Raw genomic sequence first — 17,473 nt, forward strand, 5'->3', positions numbered from 1 at the left:
AGCACTGACGGCGTAACAGTGACGGTAGTGCGCTAGTTTTACCCGCATGCAAGGGAAAATTTGTAGAGCGCTATCACACCCTGAAATTACAGTCGTTTTGTCCATCTATTCAGCCAGTTTAACCGTCACGCAACATTTGAAGCCCATCACATAACCCCCGCTGATGGCAGAAAAGTGCATATTTGCAGCCAGCCGCACCTAACGTGATTGCCGCGAGCTTTCCAGGATAGAGGGACATGAAAAAAGCCTGTTCTGAAAATAACGGAGAACAACTATGCATAAGGGTGCGATTACCCTCGGTCTGGATTTTGGCAGCGATTCGGTGCGGGCACTGGCAGTGGAGTGCGCCAGCGGACGCGAGCTGTTTAAGCAGGTCGTGGCCTACCCACGCTGGAAGGCCGGGCACTACTGTATGCCGGCGCACAACCAGTTCCGCCATCACCCACAGGACTATATTGACGCGCTGGAGCAGGCTATACGTGACGTTGTCACGCAGATGACGCCCGAGCAGCGCCAGAGTGTGGTGGGCATCGGCGTCGATTCTACCGGCTCCACCCCTGCGCCAATCGATCGCCAAGGCCGGGTGCTGGCGCTGCGCCCGGAGTTTGCTGATAACCCTAACGCAATGTTCGTGCTGTGGAAGGACCACACCGCCATTGAAGAGGCCGAGGCGATTACCCGGCTGTGCCACAGCGGCGAATATCAGGACTATTCACGCTTTATCGGCGGCATTTACTCCTCTGAATGGTTCTGGGCCAAAATCCTGCACGTCAGCCGCAGCGATGCGGCAGTGCGTGAGGCGGCAGTCTCCTGGGTGGAGCTGTGCGACTGGGTACCGGCGCTGCTGAGCGGCACCACTGCCCCGGCAGAGCTGAAGCGCGGGCGCTGCGCCGCCGGGCATAAATCGCTGTGGCACCCGCTATGGCAGGGTTTACCGGACGCGCAGTTTCTTAACGCGCTCGACCCGCTGCTGACCCGCGACCTCGATCACCCGCTGTTTCACGATACCTTCACTGCCGAGCTCCCCGTGGGCGTGCTGAGCGCAGAATGGGCCGAACGGCTCGGCCTGCCTGGCAGTGTCACTATTTCCGGCGGTGCGTTTGACTGCCATATGGGCGCGGTTGGGGCCGGGGCACAGCCCTACACGCTGGTGAAAGTGATCGGTACCTCGACCTGCGACATCCTGATCGCCGATGCTGAGCGCGTCGCCGACCGGGCAATCAAAGGTATCTGCGGCCAGGTCGACGGCAGCGTGATGCCGGGAATGATCGGGCTGGAGGCCGGGCAGTCGGCGTTTGGCGATATGTATGCCTGGTTCAGCCGCCTGTTGAGCTGGCCGCTGGTGCAGGCCGCTCAGCAACAGCCTGAACTCAGACCGCAGCTGGAAGCGATGCAAAACGATCTGCTGCAGCAGCTCACCGCGGCCTGGGCCGCCGACCCGCAGCTTGACCATCTGCCGGTGGTGCTTGACTGGTTTAACGGCCGCCGCACGCCGTTCGCCAACCAGCGCCTGAAAGGGGTGATTACCGACCTGAATCTCGGCACCGATGCGCCCACGCTGTTCGGCGGTTTTATCGCCGCCACCGCCTTTGGCGCCCGCGCCATTATGGAGTGCTTTGAACAGCAGGATATCCCGGTGCAGCAGGTGCTGGCACTGGGCGGCATTGCGCGCAAATCGCCGGTCATCATGCAGGTGTGCTGCGATGTGATGAACCGCCCGCTGGATATCGTCGCCTCCGACGAGTGCTGTGCGCTCGGCGCGGCGATTTTTGCCGCCGTCGCCGCCGGCGTTTATCCCGACATTCCGAGCGCGCAGGCCCAGATGGCCAGCCCGCTGGCGCAGACCCTGCAGCCCGATCCGCAGCGCGTGGCCCGTTTCCAGCAGCTTTATCAGCGTTACCTTCAGTGGTGTGAATGCGCTGAGCCGCAGTTTGCCCCATCAACCTCTTCGTCAGCTAGTTAAGGAACCGTTTTATGACACAGTTAAACGCCCAGAGCGTATGGTTTGTGATTGGTACGCAGCATCTGTACGGTGCGGAAACCCTGCGCCAGGTGGAGCAGCACGGCCAGCAGGTGGTCGAGGGCCTGAATCGTGCCGGGATTCTGCCCTTTACACTCCAGCTCAAGCCGCTGGTAAAAACCCCCGATGAAGCGCTGGCCCTGTGCCGCGAGGCCAATCACGATCTTGGCTGCTTAGGGATCGTTACCTGGCTGCACACCTTCTCCCCGGCCAAGATGTGGATTGGCGGGCTGAGCGTGCTGAACAAGCCACTGCTGCAGCTGCATACCCAGTTCAACGCGGAAATCCCGTGGGACAGCATGGATATGGACTTTATGAACCTGAACCAGACCGCGCACGGCGGCCGCGAGTTCGGTTTTATCGGCGCGCGCATGCGCCTGCCGCATCAGGTGGTGACCGGCCACTGGCAGGATCGAACCACCCAGCAGCGTATCGGCCAGTGGATGCGCGGTGCCGCCGCGCTGCAGGCCAGCCAGCAGCTGAAGGTGGCGCGCTTTGGCGACAATATGCGCGAAGTGGCGGTGACCGAGGGTGATAAAGTCGCGGCGCAGATCCAGTTTGGCTACGCGGTGAATGGCTGGGGCGTTGGCGATTTGGTCGAGGTGATCAACCAGGTGAGCGATGGCGACGTCAGCACGCTGATTGACGAATACGAGAGCCAGTATGAATTTTCCGCTGCGGCGGCGATCGGCGGCGATAAGCGGCAGAACGTGCTTGATGCGGCGCGGATAGAGCTGGGGATTAAACGCTTCCTTGATGCCGAGGGCTGCCGCGCCTTCACCACTAACTTCCAGACGCTGCACGGCATGACGCAGCTGCCGGGGCTGGCGGTGCAGCGCCTGATGCAGCAGGGCTACGGCTTCGCCGGAGAAGGCGACTGGAAAACCGCCGCCCTGCTGCACATCTTCAAAGTCATGGCGGGCAGCCAGCCGGGCGGGACGTCCTTTATGGAGGATTACACCTACCACTTCGCGCCGGGTAACGACCTGGTGCTCGGTTCACATATGCTGGAAGTGTGCCCGACCATCGCGCATGAAGCTAAACCGCTGCTCGACGTGCAGCCGCTGGGCATCGGCGGCAAGGCTGACCCGGCGCGCCTGATCTTCTCGGCACCTGCCGGGCGTGCGGTAAATGCCAGCGTGATTGATATGGGCGACCGCTTCCGCCTGCTGGTCAACGTGGTGGATACCATTGAACAGCCGCAGGCGCTGCCTAAGCTGCCGGTGGCGCGTGCGCTGTGGCGTGCGCAGCCGTCGCTGGCTACCGCGTCAGAGGCGTGGATCCTCGGCGGCGGCGCGCACCACACGGTGTTCAGCCAGGCGCTGACGGTGGAGGATATGCGCCTGTATGCCGAGCTGAATGGCATCGAGGCGCTGGTGATTGACGAAGAGACCACGCTGCACGGCTTCCGCGATGCACTGCGCTGGAACGAGGCGTATTACCGTCTGAATCAGCGGTAATCCTGCAGGCAGGAAACAACAAGGGCGGCCCCATAAACAGGTCCGCCCTTTTATTTTGCACCTTCCGGCTGACCGGAAAAGAGGGTCAGCCGCTACAGGGTCCGGGTAGGTCAGCCGCTACAATGTCCGGGTGGGTCAGCCGCTACAGGGTCTGTAGGGGTCGACCCTCTTTTTCGGTCGACCCTTTTTTTCTCACGATATCAACCGCTTCACTGGCGCATTCTGCTGGCGATCCCACATCACGGTCAGCAGGCGTTGCAGGGCAATAAAGGCGAACAGCAGGACGCCGATGGCGATCTTGGTCCACCACGAGCTGAGCGTACCGTCGAAGTTAATCCATGTCTGGATCAGCCCCTGAATCAGCACGCCGAACAGCGTCCCCAGCACGGTGCCAACGCCGCCGGAGAGCAGCGTGCCGCCAATCACCACCGAGGCAATGGCATCCAGCTCCACGCCCATCCCCGCCAGCGCATAGCCCGCCGAGGTGTAGATTGAAAAGACGATGCCCGCCAGCGTCGCCAGGCCGGATGAGAGCATATAAATGCGTACCGTGGTGCTGCGCGTCGAAATGCCCATCAGCTGCGCCGAGGTGGCGTTGCCGCCAATGGCATACACCTGATTACCGAAGCGGCTGCGGTGCGCCAGCAGGATGCCAAAGGCCACCACCACCAGCATGATCACCGCCAGCAGGCTGAGCCGCCCGCCGCCGGGAATTTTCCACGCCATCGACGACAGCGTGGCATACAGCGGATGGTCGATCGGCAGCGAGCTTTCCGCCACCAGATAGCTGCTGCCGCGCAGGAAGAACATCCCCGCCAGGGTGATAATAAACGCCGGGATTTTCAGCGCGTCGATCAGCCAGCCCATAAAAGCGCCAAACGCCGAGCCCATCACCATCACCAGCGCAAACGCCAGCCACGGATCGAGGTGGAAATCACCAATCGCGCGGGCGAGAAACACCCCGGTAAAGGCGATCACCGCGCCGACCGACAGATCGATACCGCCGGAGAGGATCACAAAAGTCATCCCAACCGCAATAATGCCGAGGAAGGCGTTATCGGTAAGGATATTGGCGATTACCCGCGTTGAGGCGAAGCCGGGAAACTGACTGAGGCAGAACAGGTAGCCCGCTACAAATACCAGCAGGGTAATCATTAACGGCAGATGACGTTTAATCACGGCGGCGCCCTCGTTTAAACAGTTGAATAAAGCGCGGCGACTGCAGCAGCAGCACCACCATCACCACCACCGCTTTGACCACCTGGTTCAGCTCCGGCGGGAAGCCGGAGAGCAAAATCCCGGTGTTCATCGCCTGTATAATCAGCGCGCCAATCAGCGACAGCAGCAGATTAAAGCGGCCGCCCATCAGCGACGCCCCGCCAATCACCACCGCCAGAATCGCATCCAGCTCCAGCCACAGCCCGGCGTTGTTGGCATCGGCACCGCGAATATCCGCCGCGACGATCAGCCCGGCCACTGCCGCGCACAGGCCGCTCAGCAGATAGGTACTCATCACGACCAGCCAGCCGTTCACCCCGGCATTGCGCGCGGCGCGCAGGTTGATGCCGACGGCCTCGATAAACATCCCCAGCGCGGTTTTGCGCGTCAGCAGCCAGACCAGCAGCGCCAGCGCCAGGGTGATCCACATCGGCACCGGAAACAGCAGCAGCGTGCCGCTGCCAAGCTGCGCCAGCGAGTCGCTGTTAAAAGTGACTATCTGCCCCTGGGTGATCAGCTGCGCGATGCCGCGCCCCGCCACCATCAGGATCAGCGTGGCGACAAACGGCTGGATCTTCAGCAGCGCCACCAGCACGCCGTTCCACAGGCCGCACAGCAGGCCGCTGCCCAGCGTCACCAGAATAATCACCGGCAGGCTGTGCCCGGCCACGGTCAGCGTCGCCGCCGTGGCTCCGGCTATCGCCATCACCGCCCCGACCGACAGATCTATCCCGCCGGTGGCGATCACCAGCGTCATCCCTATCGCCAGAATCGCCACCGGCGCAGCGCGGTTAAGGATATCTATCGGGCTGCCGAACAGCCGACCATCCTGCACGTGAATAGCAAAGAAGTTATTGGCCACCAGGCTGTCGATCAGCAGCACCAGCAGCAGCGCGCCAATCTGCGGCAGGCCCGGCGGCAGTTTACGTTTCAGCATCGGCGGTTTCCCCGTCAATAAGTGGGAATCAGGCATGTTGCTCCCCTCCCGCCGCAATGGCGTTAACAATGGAGGCAACGGAGAGCTGCTCCAGCGGAATCTCCGCCACCTGCTGGCGATCGCGCAGGATCAGCACGCGGTCGGCGTAGCCCACCAGCTCTTCCAGCTCGGAGGAGATCACCAGCAGCGCCAGGCCGTCGGCACACAGGGTCTCAATCAGGCGGATGATTTCGGCGTGGGCGCCAACATCAATGCCGCGCGTCGGTTCATCAAGGATCAGAAACTGCGGTTTGGTCACCAGCCAGCGCGACAGCAGTACTTTCTGCTGATTGCCGCCGGAGAGCAGCTCAACCGGCTGATCGGCGTCCGGAGTGCGAATGCCAAGGCTCTTGATATAGCGGTCGGCCACCTGCTGCTGTTCGCGGCGTGGGATGGGCCGCAGCCAGCCGCGCTGCGCCTGCAGAGCCAGAATGATATTTTCCCGCACCGAAGCGGCACCGATAATACCGTCGGTTTTGCGGTCTTCCGGGCAGAAGCCCATGCCGAGGCGAGACGCCTGCGCCGGGGAGCGAATGGTTTTGGCTTTACCCTTGATAAAGGCGCTGCCGCTGTCGGCACGCTTAATGCCGAACAGCAGCTCGGCGGTTTCGGTACGCCCGGAACCCAGCAGGCCAGCCAGCCCGACCGCTTCGCCCGGTCGCACGCTCAGGCTGAACGGCTCGATGGTGCCTTTCTTGCCGTAATTTTTAAATTCCACCACCGGCTGATTGCTTTTCAGCGTGCTGCCCGCGCGCTGCAGCGCGGTTTCCAGCAGCTCACGGCCGAGCATCAGTTTGATCAGCTCAATCTGCGGCAGGGAATGGGTATCGCGCGTGGCAATAAACTGCCCGTTGCGCAGCACCGTAATACGGTCGGTGACGCGGTAAACCTGGTCGAGAAAGTGGGTGACAAACACCAGGCTCATCCCCTTTGCCTTCAGCTGTCTCATCAGCGTGAACAGCATCTCGACTTCGCTGGCGTCCAGGCTGGCGGTGGGTTCATCGAGGATCAGCACCTGAGCGGAGAGATCCACGGCGCGGCAGATAGCAATGATCTGCTGCATTGCCACCGAGTACTGGCCCAGCGGGCGGGTGACATCCAGCTCGAAGCCGTAGTCGTTAAGTAATTTCACCGCGCGCTGGTTTAGCGTTTTACGGTCTATCAGGCCAAAACGTTTCGGTTCACGCCCGATAAACAGATTATCGGCAACCGACATATTCGGCAGCAGGTTCACTTCCTGATACACCGTGCCGATGCCCAGCTGCTGTGCCTCGGCGGTATTGCGCGGATTGATCGGGTTGCCGGAGAGGGTAATGGTGCCAGCATCGCGCTGATAAACGCCGGTCAACACTTTAATCAGGGTCGATTTCCCGGCCCCGTTTTCCCCCAGCAGCGCCATGATTTCACCGGGACGCAGGTCGAAAGAGACATTATCCAGCGCCCGCACGCCGGGAAAGGACTTACTGACGCCGCTAATGGCAAGCAGCGGCGGTGGAGAGGAGTCGATGGTCATACGCGTGCCTCACGCCATGAAAAAAGCCGCCCTCAAGGGCGGCCCGGGGATCAGTAACCCATACCTTTTTTCTTATCCAGCTGGGCCTGGGCATCAGCAGGAAGGAAAAGTTTCGATTCGGTTTTGATGATCTTCGGCGGCATGGTGCCGTCTTTTTTAAGTTTTTCCAGCGCGTCGAAAGCCGGGCCGGCCATATTTGGCGTCAGCTCGACGTTGGCATTGGCTTCACCTGCCAGCATCGCTTTATAAATATCCGGCACGCCGTCAATGGAGCCGGTGAGAATATCTTTACCCGGTTTCAGACCGGCCTCTTTAATCGCCTGAATGGCACCGATAGCCATATCATCGTTATGGGCGTAAACCATGCAGATGTTTTTACCGTTGTTCTCTGCCTTGATGAAACTCTCCATCACCTCTTTACCCTTGCTGCGGGTAAAATCGCCGGACTGCGAACGGATCACTTTAATATTTGGCGTGTTGGCAATCGCTTCAGCGAAGCCCTTCTTACGGTCAATCGCCACGCTGGCGCCGACGGTACCCTGAAGCTCAACCACGTTACACGGCTTGCCCGCCTGCTGTTTCACCAGCCAGTCACCGATTAGCTTACCTTCATAGACGTTGTCGGCGGTGACGACCGCCTGATACAGCGATTTATCTTTGACCACGATAGCGCGGTCCAGCAGGAATACCGGGATTTTGGCATCTTTCGCTTCTTCAAGCACCGGCTCCCAGCCGGTCTGGACTACCGGAGCAATGAAGATGGCATCCACGCCCTGGGCGATAAACGAACGCACTGCCTTGATCTGGTTCTCCTGTTTTTGCTGCCCGTCGGCGATTTTCAGCGTGATACCGCGCTTTTGCGCTTCACTTTTCGCCACGCTGGTCTCTGCGGCTCGCCAGCCCGATTCCGAGCCAACCTGAGAGAAACCAACAGTCATGGATTCAGCCAGCGCTGGAGCCGCCAGGCTGGCACTGATGAGGGTGGATAAGAGTAAACGCTTCCACATGATCATTTTTCCTCTGATGGGATTTTATCAAATAGGGTTAAGAGCCACTTAAGCCTGTACTATTCACCAAAAAACATTTTCGACAATGCTCACAAAACGCAACAAAACAAATGGCTTACGCCAACCCCGCGCCCCAGGCCTTAGCGGGCCGATATGGAAAAATCACGCAGTGGGCGCCAAATTGAGGTTAAATAACTGTAATAAACAGAAGCGTTTGCGCCGCAATCATTTGGAAGCGATTACAATACCGCGTGCAGTTCTGTCGCCGCCGTGCGGCGCGGTTGCGACGTCGGGTAAAGTGTGGATTTGTGAGCTGTTACACAGTTTGCTAAATTCCGGCAAAACGCTGGCTTGCAGCCGGGCGATGTGAGTCGGTGACAGGAAGTGGATAGCGGCGCGCAATAAAATGAACCTAAATACCACTAAATCAATAAGCGGTATAAAAATTCCTAGAAAACTCTTAAAAAATCTATTTCAGCCCCGAATATCTTCATCATTAGTCTGAATTTACCTATTTCATCGCGAACTTTCTGGACTCTTTTTTACCAAATAATATACTTATCACTCACTATTCCGTTCGCAAATGGCCAATATGACCGCTCAAGACTATTTGTTAAAATTTCGCAAAGTTAATTCCCTGGAAACTCTGGAAAAACTCTTCGACCATCTCAACTATTCCCTTAACGATGATGGTGAAATTATTCAGATGTACCGCGCTGCCGATCACCGTCGCGCAGAGCTGGTTTCCGGCGGTCGCCTGTTTGACCTTGGACGCGTGCCAAAAACCGTCTGGCGCTACGTCGTTTAAGGTTCCAGTTCGCTCTGGTTAATGACCTGGCGCATGAAGTTCCGTATAATCCTTTTCTGATATGAGGTGTATCCTGACGGTGCACCTTTTGCCTTGATGGCAGAGTTTGCTGACTGGATAAGGATGAATAAGTGGCTGTTGATACTAAACCGCGCCTGGCAGGCTGGCTGCTGGTGCCGCTGGCATGGCTGATCATGACCTTGCTGACCAGCGCGCTGGTGATGGCAATGTATTTAAGCGCCCTGCTCGACCCGGCGATGCGTAACGCGCTGTTCAGCCATGAAAGCAACGCATTATGGCAGTGGGGAGCCTCGCTGCTGACCTCTACCGTAGTCTGGTGCTACAGTGCCTGGGTGACGTGGATTTTCTGTCAACGCTCGCGTCGGCTGCCGCGCCACTACATTTTGTGGCTGCTACTCACCGTGCTGCTGGCGGTGAAGACTTTTGCCTTCTCTCCGGTGGCCGATGGTGCGGCAATTCGGACTTTACTGATCGCCCTGCTGGCGGCAGCGATACTGGTGCCTTATTTCAAGCGTTCTCAACGCGTTAAGAGCACGTTCATCGAGCCGTGATGGTGAAATAAACGTCAAGAATTTAATCCTGAGTGCGCTGGCGTCGGACACCCGCCGCGCAACGGTTGTGATGGCGTAGCCAATATCCGATAATGTGCTGCTTTTGACTTTTCTTCAGGCGTAATAATGACCGAATACCTGCTTCTCTTTATTGGCACAGTACTGGTGAATAACTTCGTCCTGGTGAAGTTTCTCGGCCTCTGTCCCTTCATGGGCGTTTCCAAAAAACTGGAAACGGCAATTGGCATGGGACTCGCCACCACCTTTGTTATTACCCTGGCCTCTATCTGTGCCTGGCTGGTCAACCACCTGATCCTGCTGCCGCTCGATCTGGTCTATCTGCGTACCATGGCCTATATCCTGGTGATTGCCGTGGTCGTGCAGTTCACCGAAATGGTGGTGCGTAAAACCAGCCCTGACCTCTACCGCCTGCTGGGTATTTTCCTGCCGCTGATCACCACCAACTGTGCGGTGCTCGGCGTGCCGCTGCTCAGCGTCAACCTGAATCACACTTTCCTGCAGGCCGCACTGTTCGGCTTCAGCGCCTCTATCGGCTTTTCGCTGTTGATGGTGCTGTTCGCCGGGATCCGCGAGCGCCTGGTGCTGGCCGATGTGCCCGCACCGTTTAAAGGCTCGTCTATTGCACTGGTGACCGCCGGCCTGATGGCGCTGGCGTTTATGGGCTTTACCGGACTGGTGAAGTTCTGATGAGTGCGATTTGGATTGCTGTTTTGGTACTCAGCGCACTTAGCCTGGTGTTGGGCGGTCTGCTGGGCTACGCCTCGCGCCGCTTCGAAGTGGAAGAAGACCCGATTGTCGAGCAGATAGACGCTATTTTGCCGCAGAGCCAGTGCGGCCAGTGCGGCTACCCCGGCTGCCGTCCGTATGCCGACGCGGTGGGTAATAACGGTGAGCTGATTAACAAATGCGCCCCCGGCGGCGAGCAGACCATGCTGAAACTGGCAGCGCTGCTGAACGTCGACCCGCAGCCGCTGGGTGAAGAGGCCGCATTGGAGCCAGAGCGCAAAGTGGCGTGGATTGACGAAGCCAACTGCATCGGCTGCACCAAGTGCATTCAGGCCTGCCCGGTGGATGCAATTGTCGGCGCCACCCGCGCGATGCACACCGTGCTGAGCGATGTCTGTACCGGCTGCGACCTGTGCGTTGCTCCCTGCCCGACCGACTGCATTGAAATGCGTCCGGTTGCTACCACTACTGCCAACTGGAAATGGGATCTGCAAACCATTCCGGTGCGGGTGATCACTGTAGAAAGTCATGCTTAATCTGCTCAACTACTTTAAAAAAGATCGGCTTTGGGACTTTGAAGGTGGCATTCATCCACCGGAGATGAAGACCCAGTCAAACGGCACGCCGCTGCGCCAGCTGCCGCTGCCCGCCCAGTTTATTCTGCCGCTGAAACAGCATATCGGTAACGAAGGCGAGATCTGCGTGCGCCCCGGCGACGCTGTCCTGCGCGGCCAGGCGCTGACCTTTGGCAATGGCCGTATGCTGCCAATCCACGCGCCAAGCTCCGGCACCGTGAGCAAAATCGCCCCGCATATGACTGCGCATCCGTCCGCGCTGGCGGAGATGTGCATCTTTATCACCCCGGACGGCGAAGACCGCTGGATTGATAAGCAGACGCTGAGCGACTATCGCAGCCTTGACCGCCAGGAGGTGGTGCGCCGCGTGCATCAGGCTGGCGTTGCCGGGCTGGGCGGCGCGGGCTTCCCCACCGCCACCAAGCTGAAGGGCGGGCTGCGCGGGGTCAATACCCTGATTATCAATGGCGCCGAGTGCGAGCCTTATATCACCGCCGACGATCGCCTGATGCAGGACTGCGCCGCAGAAGTGCTGGAAGGCTGCCGCATTCTGGCGTGGACGCTGCAGGCGGAGCGCACCCTGATCGGCATTGAAGATAACAAACCGGAAGCGATTGCCGCGCTGAAAGCCGCCCTGGGCAGCGCGCGCGATATGGAGATCCGCGTCATCCCCACCAAATATCCTTCCGGTGGTGCCAAACAGCTGACTAAAATTCTCACCGGTAAAGAGGTGCCGCACGGCGGGCGCTCTACCGATATCGGCGTGCTGATGCAGAACGTCGGCACCGCCTATGCCGTTAAGCGCGCGATTATTGACGGCGAGCCGCTTACTGAACGCGTTATTACCCTGACCGGTGAGTCGGTGCGCCAGCCTGGCAACGTCTGGGGCCGCCTCGGCACGCCGATCAGCCATCTGCTGCATCACGCCGATTTCGCGCCGGGTGCCGAACAGATGGTGGTGATGGGTGGCCCGCTGATGGGCTTCACCCTGCCGACGCTGGATGTGCCGGTGGTGAAAATCACCAACTGTATTCTCGCACCCGCCGCCTCTGAGATGGGCCACAACGAGCCGGAGCAGGGCTGCATCCGCTGCAGCGCCTGCGCCGACGCCTGCCCGGCCGCCCTGCTGCCGCAGCAGCTTTACTGGTACAGCCGCGGCGGCGATCACGATAAAGCGCGCGAGCATAATATCGCAGACTGCATTGAGTGCGGCGCCTGTGCTTATGTCTGCCCGAGTAATATCCCGCTGGTGCAGTATTACCGCCAGGAGAAGGCCGAGATTCAGGCTATCGATCTGGAAGCCGAGCGTACTGCCCTGGCCAAGGCGCGTTTTGAAGCGCGTCAACAGCGCCTGGAGCGGGAAAAAGCGGCGCGTGAAGCGAAGCACCAGCAGGCCAAACGCAGCGTGGCTATCACCGACGCCGATGCGCTTAACGCCGCGCGCGAACGCGTGAAGGCGAAGCAGGCCGCCGCTGCCACAGCGGTCGATGACGATGCGGCGGCGGCGGCGCAGCGTACAGCCCGCCAGGCGGAAGCCCGCGCGCGCCAGGCTGAGCAACAGGCCAGCAGCGAACCGGTCACGCGCCAGGCCGCCGACCCGCGCAAAGCCGCCGTTGAAGCCGCGATTGCCCGCGCCAAAGCGAAGAAAGCCGAAGCCAGCACGGCCGTCGCTGAGCCGCCGGCGACCGCCGATACGCCGCCAGCCGCTGACCCGCGTAAAACGGCGGTGGAAGCGGCTATCGCCCGTGCCAAAGCGAAGAAAGCCGCGCAGGCCGCCGTTGCTGAACCGCAACCGGCTGCGGCAGAACAACCGGCACCTGCCGCTGACCCGCGCAAGGCGGCCATCGAAGCCGCTATCGCCCGCGCCAAGGCGAAGAAAGCCGCGCAGGCCGCCGTTGCTGAACCGCAACCGGCCGTGGCCGAACAACCGGCACCCGCCGCCGACCCGCGCAAGGCGGCAATTGAGGCCGCTATCGCCCGTGCCAAAGCGAAAAAAGCCGCGCAGGCCGCCGAAGCTCTGCCAGAAGTCACCCCTGAACAACCCGAACCCCGTCAGGAAGAGGCGCCCGCCGCCTCCCCTGAGGATGCACGTAAAGCGGCGGTGGCAGCGGCCATTGCACGCGTGAAAGCGCGTAAATCGCAGCAGCCGTCGACGCAAGAGGATTAAATGGCATTTCGTATTGCAAGCTCGCCCTACACTCATAACCGCCGCAGCACCAGCACCATTATGCTGCTGGTACTGCTGGCCGCCGTACCCGGCATGGCCGTGCAGTGCTGGTACTTTGGCTGGGGTAACCTGATCCAGGTGCTGATCGGCGCGGCTGCCGCTATTACGGCTGAAGCGGCTATTCTGCGGTTACGCAAGCTGCCGCTGGCGGAGACGCTGAAGGATAACTCCGCGCTGCTGACCGCCCTGCTGCTCGGCATTAGCATCCCGCCGCTGGCGCCGTGGTGGCTGATTGTTATCGGCACGCTGTTTGCGGTGATTATCTCCAAGCATCTTTACGGCGGCCTCGGCCAGAACCCGTTTAACCCGGCGATGGTCGGCTACGTGGTGCTGCTGATCTCCTTCCCGGTGCAGATGACCAGCTGGCTGCCGCCGGACGTGCTGCAGGGCATCAGCCCGACCTTTGGCGACACCCTGAGTATGATCTTCCATTTCCACACGCTTGACGGCCACAGCATGCAGCAGCTGCAGGTGGGGATCGACGGCATCAGCCAGGCGACGCCGCTCGACACCTTTAAAACCGGGCTGCGCGCCGGCCATTCGGCGGAAGAAGTGCGCGCAATGCCGATATACGGCGGCGTGCTGGCCGGCCTGGGCTGGCAGTGGGTCAACGTGGCGTTCCTGGCCGGGGGCATTTTCCTGCTGTGGACGCGCAGCATCCGCTGGCATATTCCGGTGAGCTTTATTGCCTCGCTGGCGTTCTGCGCCACGCTCGGCTGGCTGCTGTCACCGGACAGCCTGGTATCTCCGCTGGTGCATCTGTTCTCCGGGGCCACCATGCTGGGCGCATTCTTTATCGCCACCGACCCGGTGACCGCCTCCACCACCAATAAAGGCCGCCTGCTGTACGGCGTGCTGATTGGCCTGCTGGTATGGCTGATCCGCAGCTTTGGCGGCTATCCGGACGGCGTGGCATTTGCCGTGCTGCTGGCGAATATCTGCGTGCCGCTGATTGACTACTACACGCAGCCGCGCGTATACGGACACCGTAAGGGTAAATGATGCTGGACGCGATTCGTAAAAACGGCGTAACGCTGGCGGTGTTTGCCGCTATCACCACCGGCCTGACGGCGGTGATTAATGCGGTAACCAAGCCGACTATTGAACATCAGACCGCCGTCCAGCAGAAGATCCTGCTGGACCAGGTGGTGCCGCCCGAGCTGTATGATAATAAAATTCAGCAGGAGTGTTACGTTGTCACTGATCCGGCACTGGGCAACGGCAGCCCGCACCACCTCTATCTGGCGCGCAAGGGTGATAAACCCGTGGCAGCGGCGGTGGAAACTACCGCGCCTGACGGCTACTCTGGCAATATTCAGCTGATTGTCGGCGCCAGCTTTGATGGCACGGTGTACGGCACCCGCGTGGTGGAACATCATGAAACACCGGGTCTTGGCGACAAAATCGAGCTGCGAATTTCTGACTGGATCATGAGCTTTAACGGCAAAAAAGTGACCGGCGCGGATGACAGCCATTTCGCGGTGAAGAAAGACGGTGGCGACTTCGACCAGTTTACCGGCGCAACGATTACGCCGCGTGCGGTGGTCAATGCGGTGAAGCGCACAACGTTGTATATTGAAACCTTACCGGGGCAACTGTCCTCGTTGCCATCCTGTGGAGACGCCAATGAGTGAAGCAAAAACCCTGCTGGTCGGCGGGCTGTGGAAGAATAACTCCGCGCTGGTGCAGCTGCTGGGCCTCTGCCCGCTGCTGGCCGTGACTTCGACCGCTACCAACGCCCTCGGCCTTGGCCTGGCTACTACCCTGGTGCTGACCTGTACCAATAGCGCGATTTCTCTGTCGCGCCGCTGGGTGCCTTCTGAAATCCGTATTCCGATTTACGTGATGATTATCGCGGCGGTGGTGAGCTGCGTGCAGATGCTGATCAATGCTTATGCCTACGGCCTGTATCAGTCGTTGGGGATTTTTATCCCGCTGATCGTCACCAACTGTATTGTGGTCGGCCGCGCCGAAGCGGTGGCGTCCAAAAGCCGCGTCGGGCTGGCTGCGCTGGACGGGATGGCGATTGGCCTCGGCGCCACCAGCGTGATGGTGGTGCTGGGCTCTATCCGTGAAATTATCGGTAACGGCACCATCTTTAACGGCGCAGACCAGCTGCTTGGCCCGTGGGCAAAGGCGATGCGCATTGAAGTGGTGCATTTCGACTCACCAATGCTGCTGGCGATGCTGCCGCCGGGCGCGTTTATCGGCCTCGGCATGCTGCTGGCGGCAAAATATCTCATCGACAATAAAATGAAGCAGCGCGCCGCGCTGAAAGCAGAACAGGAGAGTGCTGCTATGCCGGAAGGAAAAACTGCGCAGTGAACAAGGATAAGCGTCACGAGATTCTGGTGCGGCTGCGGGACAATAACCCGCACCCCACCACCGAACTGAACTTCACTTCCCCGTTTGAACTACTGATTGCGGTGCTGCTCTCCGCGCAGGCCACCGACGTCAGCGTAAACAAAGCGATGGCCAAACTCTACCCGGTAGCTAATACGCCTGCGGCGATTCTGGCACTTGGCGTAGACGGGGTGAAGGAGTACATCAAAACCATCGGCCTGTTTAACAGCAAGGCCGAGAACGTGATCAAAACCTGCCGCATTCTGGTCGAGCAGCACGGCGGAGAAGTGCCGGAGAGCCGCGAGGCGCTGGAAGCGCTGCCGGGCGTCGGGCGCAAAACCGCTAACGTGGTGCTGAACACCGCCTTTGGCTGGCCAACCATCGCCGTCGATACCCATATTTTCCGCGTCTGCAACCGCACGCGCTTTGCGCCGGGTAACAACGTGGAACAGGTGGAAGAGAAGCTGCTGAAGGTGGTGCCGAAGGAGTTTAAGTTCGACTGCCACCACTGGTTTATCCTGCACGGTCGCTACACCTGCATTGCGCGTAAACCGCGCTGCGGCTCCTGCCTGATTGAAGATTTATGCGAGTTCCGCGAGAAAACGGAAGTATAAAAAAACCCGCCAACTGGCGGGTTTTTTGTTTCTGCTTCACTCCTGCTGCTGCTTTAGCAAAAAATAGCGCTTCTCTAACTGCTCCAGCGCCATCTCGGCCTGGCGGCGCTGAATATCCGACGGGTTAACCGAATAAAGACGCAGCTGCTCTTCTGCCGGGGTTGAACGGCTAAATGCCTGGGTGGCGTTGTACACCACCGATTTCAGCTCGCTGACGGTGATATATTTACCGCGCTGCCCGTCAAGGGCATTCAGCCTGGACGTCAGCTGCTGCAGATGCTCCATCCCCTGCTGCCAGCCGCCCATTGCCTCCTCCGGAAGCGCCGTGGCTTTAAGCTGCTGCTGCCACTCGGCGGCCATTTTGCCGACCGCAGCATCCTGCGGTTTAAACGCCTGGGCCTGGCGCACCAGCCGCTGCCCGTAATCAAATGACCAGTCCGGTGACAGCGTTATAAGCCACGCCAGCTGCTGTTCGGTGTGCTCGCGGATTTTTTCCGGCTGATAGTTTTGCCGCTTCAGGCTGTCGACCTGCTCCCCGGTAAGCGGCATTGCCAGGGGTGAAAGCGTGGCGGCAAGATGATCTATCAGCGGATCGGGGCGTTGCACAAGCTGCCATCCCCCTATTCCCGCAGCGCCCAGCACCAGCATGGTCACTACTCCGGCGGCAAACGGCTTCCAGCGGCTGGGCGGCGGCGGCGTCATGACCTCAATGTTCGCCTCGGGCTGGGGCTGGGCGATATAGACCCATTTTACGGCCGAAGGCGTCATCTCCACAGCCGGGTCGGCTGCACGCCGGGCGCTGGCGGGCAGCACCACATTCTGCTGCGCTGCGCAACTGTTTCCCGCCGCCGCCTCGCTGTTCTCCAGCCGCAGCGCGCTGCTGTGCATCAGTGCCGCCAGCGCGTCAAACTGGCTGAGATGGCGCAGCTCCAGGCGCTGTAACACCTCGTTCAGCCGGGTGAGCTGCTGCTCGGCGCGGTAAAGCTGGCTGAGATCGCTGTAGCCGATCGGCAGCGTGCGCATCATCTGCTGCACGCGGCGGCTGAGGCCGCTGAGGATCTCCACGCGCGCATGCACCTGCTGCGGCCACAGGTTGCCCCACTGGTGGCTGATTAACGCTTCGAGGATAGCCAGACCTTCGTTCAGGCCAGCAAGGCCGCCCAGCTGGGTGCGCGCCAGCGTATACCAGGCCGCCGTTTGCAGCTCAACGCCATTCTGCTCAAACAGCGAGAGGCTGAGTTTTTCCACGTAGTGCCAGTTCACGTCCGGGCGCGCCGGGTGGGACAGCTTGCCCAGCTCGTCGCGCAGCGCCGCGTAGTCCGGCAGCGTGCGTGGGTCGCCGCCGGTTTTCAGGTAACGTTCAGATATATTCATAAAAAGTTTCGATAATTAT

16 protein-coding genes are annotated in these 17,473 nt (G+C 60.0%); 11 read left to right on the forward strand and 5 right to left on the reverse strand.

All coding sequences use genetic code 11. The features are described 5' to 3' along the window. The first annotated feature begins 274 nt into the window (after positions 1–274). Together J2Y91_RS19890 and araA are read left to right on the forward strand one after the other, a co-directional pair. A complete protein-coding gene (locus J2Y91_RS19890; protein ID WP_253539249.1) occupies positions 275–1,963 on the forward strand; it encodes a ribulokinase in 1,689 nt (562 codons plus the stop codon). An 11-nt stretch (positions 1,964–1,974) separates the two neighbouring features. Continuing rightward, positions 1,975–3,480, forward strand: a complete 1,506-nt coding sequence (araA, locus tag J2Y91_RS19895; RefSeq protein WP_133623561.1) for an L-arabinose isomerase — start codon at positions 1,975–1,977, stop codon at positions 3,478–3,480. Positions 3,481–3,672: 192 nt separating this feature from the next. Here the strand turns inward: araA and yjfF are convergent, their stop codons facing one another. The 4 genes from yjfF to ytfQ are packed head-to-tail and all read right to left on the reverse strand — an operon-like array spanning position 3,673 to position 8,194. Next, positions 3,673–4,659, reverse strand: coding sequence for a galactofuranose ABC transporter, permease protein YjfF (yjfF, locus tag J2Y91_RS19900; RefSeq protein WP_133623560.1), 987 nt, complete (start codon positions 4,657–4,659; stop codon positions 3,673–3,675). Further along, positions 4,652–5,671: a galactofuranose ABC transporter, ATP-binding protein YtfT gene (ytfT, locus tag J2Y91_RS19905; protein WP_133623559.1), complete on the reverse strand. Its 1,020-nt coding sequence runs from the start codon at positions 5,669–5,671 to the stop codon at positions 4,652–4,654. The genes yjfF and ytfT overlap by 8 nt, the downstream gene beginning before the upstream one ends. Then, complete coding sequence (ytfR, locus tag J2Y91_RS19910) at positions 5,664–7,187, reverse strand: galactofuranose ABC transporter, ATP-binding protein YtfR (protein WP_133623558.1); 1,524 nt, start codon at positions 7,185–7,187, stop codon at positions 5,664–5,666. Before ytfR ends, ytfT begins: the two co-directional genes overlap by 8 nt. A 50-nt stretch (positions 7,188–7,237) precedes the next feature. After that, a complete protein-coding gene (gene ytfQ / locus J2Y91_RS19915; RefSeq protein ID WP_048916107.1) occupies positions 7,238–8,194 on the reverse strand; it encodes a galactofuranose ABC transporter, galactofuranose-binding protein YtfQ in 957 nt (318 codons plus the stop codon). 592 nt (positions 8,195–8,786) lie between these two features. Between ytfQ and ydgT the strand changes: the two genes are divergently transcribed. The 9 genes from ydgT to nth all read left to right on the forward strand — a co-directional run bounded on the left by ydgT (position 8,787) and on the right by nth (position 16,080). After that, positions 8,787–9,002 (forward strand): transcription modulator YdgT, encoded by a 216-nt coding sequence (gene ydgT, locus J2Y91_RS19920; protein WP_048916113.1) that lies wholly within the window; start codon positions 8,787–8,789, stop codon positions 9,000–9,002. Between the two features lie 131 nt (positions 9,003–9,133). Further along, positions 9,134–9,574 (forward strand): DUF2569 domain-containing protein, encoded by a 441-nt coding sequence (locus J2Y91_RS19925; RefSeq protein ID WP_133623557.1) that lies wholly within the window; start codon positions 9,134–9,136, stop codon positions 9,572–9,574. Between the two features lie 126 nt (positions 9,575–9,700). Then, entirely contained in the window at positions 9,701–10,282 is a 582-nt protein-coding gene (gene rsxA / locus J2Y91_RS19930; RefSeq protein ID WP_133623556.1) for an electron transport complex subunit RsxA, read from the forward strand. After that, positions 10,282–10,857, forward strand: coding sequence for an electron transport complex subunit RsxB (gene rsxB, locus J2Y91_RS19935; protein WP_048916110.1), 576 nt, complete (start codon positions 10,282–10,284; stop codon positions 10,855–10,857). Before rsxA ends, rsxB begins: the two co-directional genes overlap by 1 nt. Further along, positions 10,850–13,063: an electron transport complex subunit RsxC gene (gene rsxC / locus J2Y91_RS19940; protein WP_133623555.1), complete on the forward strand. Its 2,214-nt coding sequence runs from the start codon at positions 10,850–10,852 to the stop codon at positions 13,061–13,063. Before rsxB ends, rsxC begins: the two co-directional genes overlap by 8 nt. Next, positions 13,064–14,125, forward strand: coding sequence for an electron transport complex subunit RsxD (rsxD, locus tag J2Y91_RS19945; RefSeq protein ID WP_133623554.1), 1,062 nt, complete (start codon positions 13,064–13,066; stop codon positions 14,123–14,125). Then, positions 14,125–14,757, forward strand: coding sequence for an electron transport complex subunit RsxG (gene rsxG / locus J2Y91_RS19950; RefSeq protein ID WP_133625063.1), 633 nt, complete (start codon positions 14,125–14,127; stop codon positions 14,755–14,757). The genes rsxD and rsxG overlap by 1 nt, the downstream gene beginning before the upstream one ends. Next, the gene (locus tag J2Y91_RS19955) at positions 14,750–15,448 is read left to right on the forward strand and encodes an electron transport complex subunit E (RefSeq protein ID WP_133623553.1); all 699 of its coding nucleotides are present in this window, start codon (positions 14,750–14,752) and stop codon (positions 15,446–15,448) included. Before rsxG ends, J2Y91_RS19955 begins: the two co-directional genes overlap by 8 nt. Beyond that, on the forward strand, positions 15,445–16,080 hold the full coding sequence (nth, locus tag J2Y91_RS19960) for an endonuclease III (protein ID WP_133623552.1): 636 nt from the start codon (positions 15,445–15,447) through the stop codon (positions 16,078–16,080). Before J2Y91_RS19955 ends, nth begins: the two co-directional genes overlap by 4 nt. A gap of 36 nt (positions 16,081–16,116) precedes the next feature. Here nth and J2Y91_RS19965 read toward each other — a convergent pair whose 3' ends face one another. Further along, positions 16,117–17,454 carry a VasL domain-containing protein gene (locus J2Y91_RS19965; protein ID WP_133623551.1) on the reverse strand — a complete coding sequence of 446 codons (1,338 nt, stop codon included), beginning with the start codon at positions 17,452–17,454 and terminating at the stop codon, positions 16,117–16,119. Positions 17,455–17,473: the final 19 nt, after the last annotated feature.

The organism is Erwinia aphidicola (genome assembly GCF_024169515.1).
In the GTDB taxonomy this organism is placed as follows: domain Bacteria; phylum Pseudomonadota; class Gammaproteobacteria; order Enterobacterales; family Enterobacteriaceae; genus Erwinia; species Erwinia aphidicola.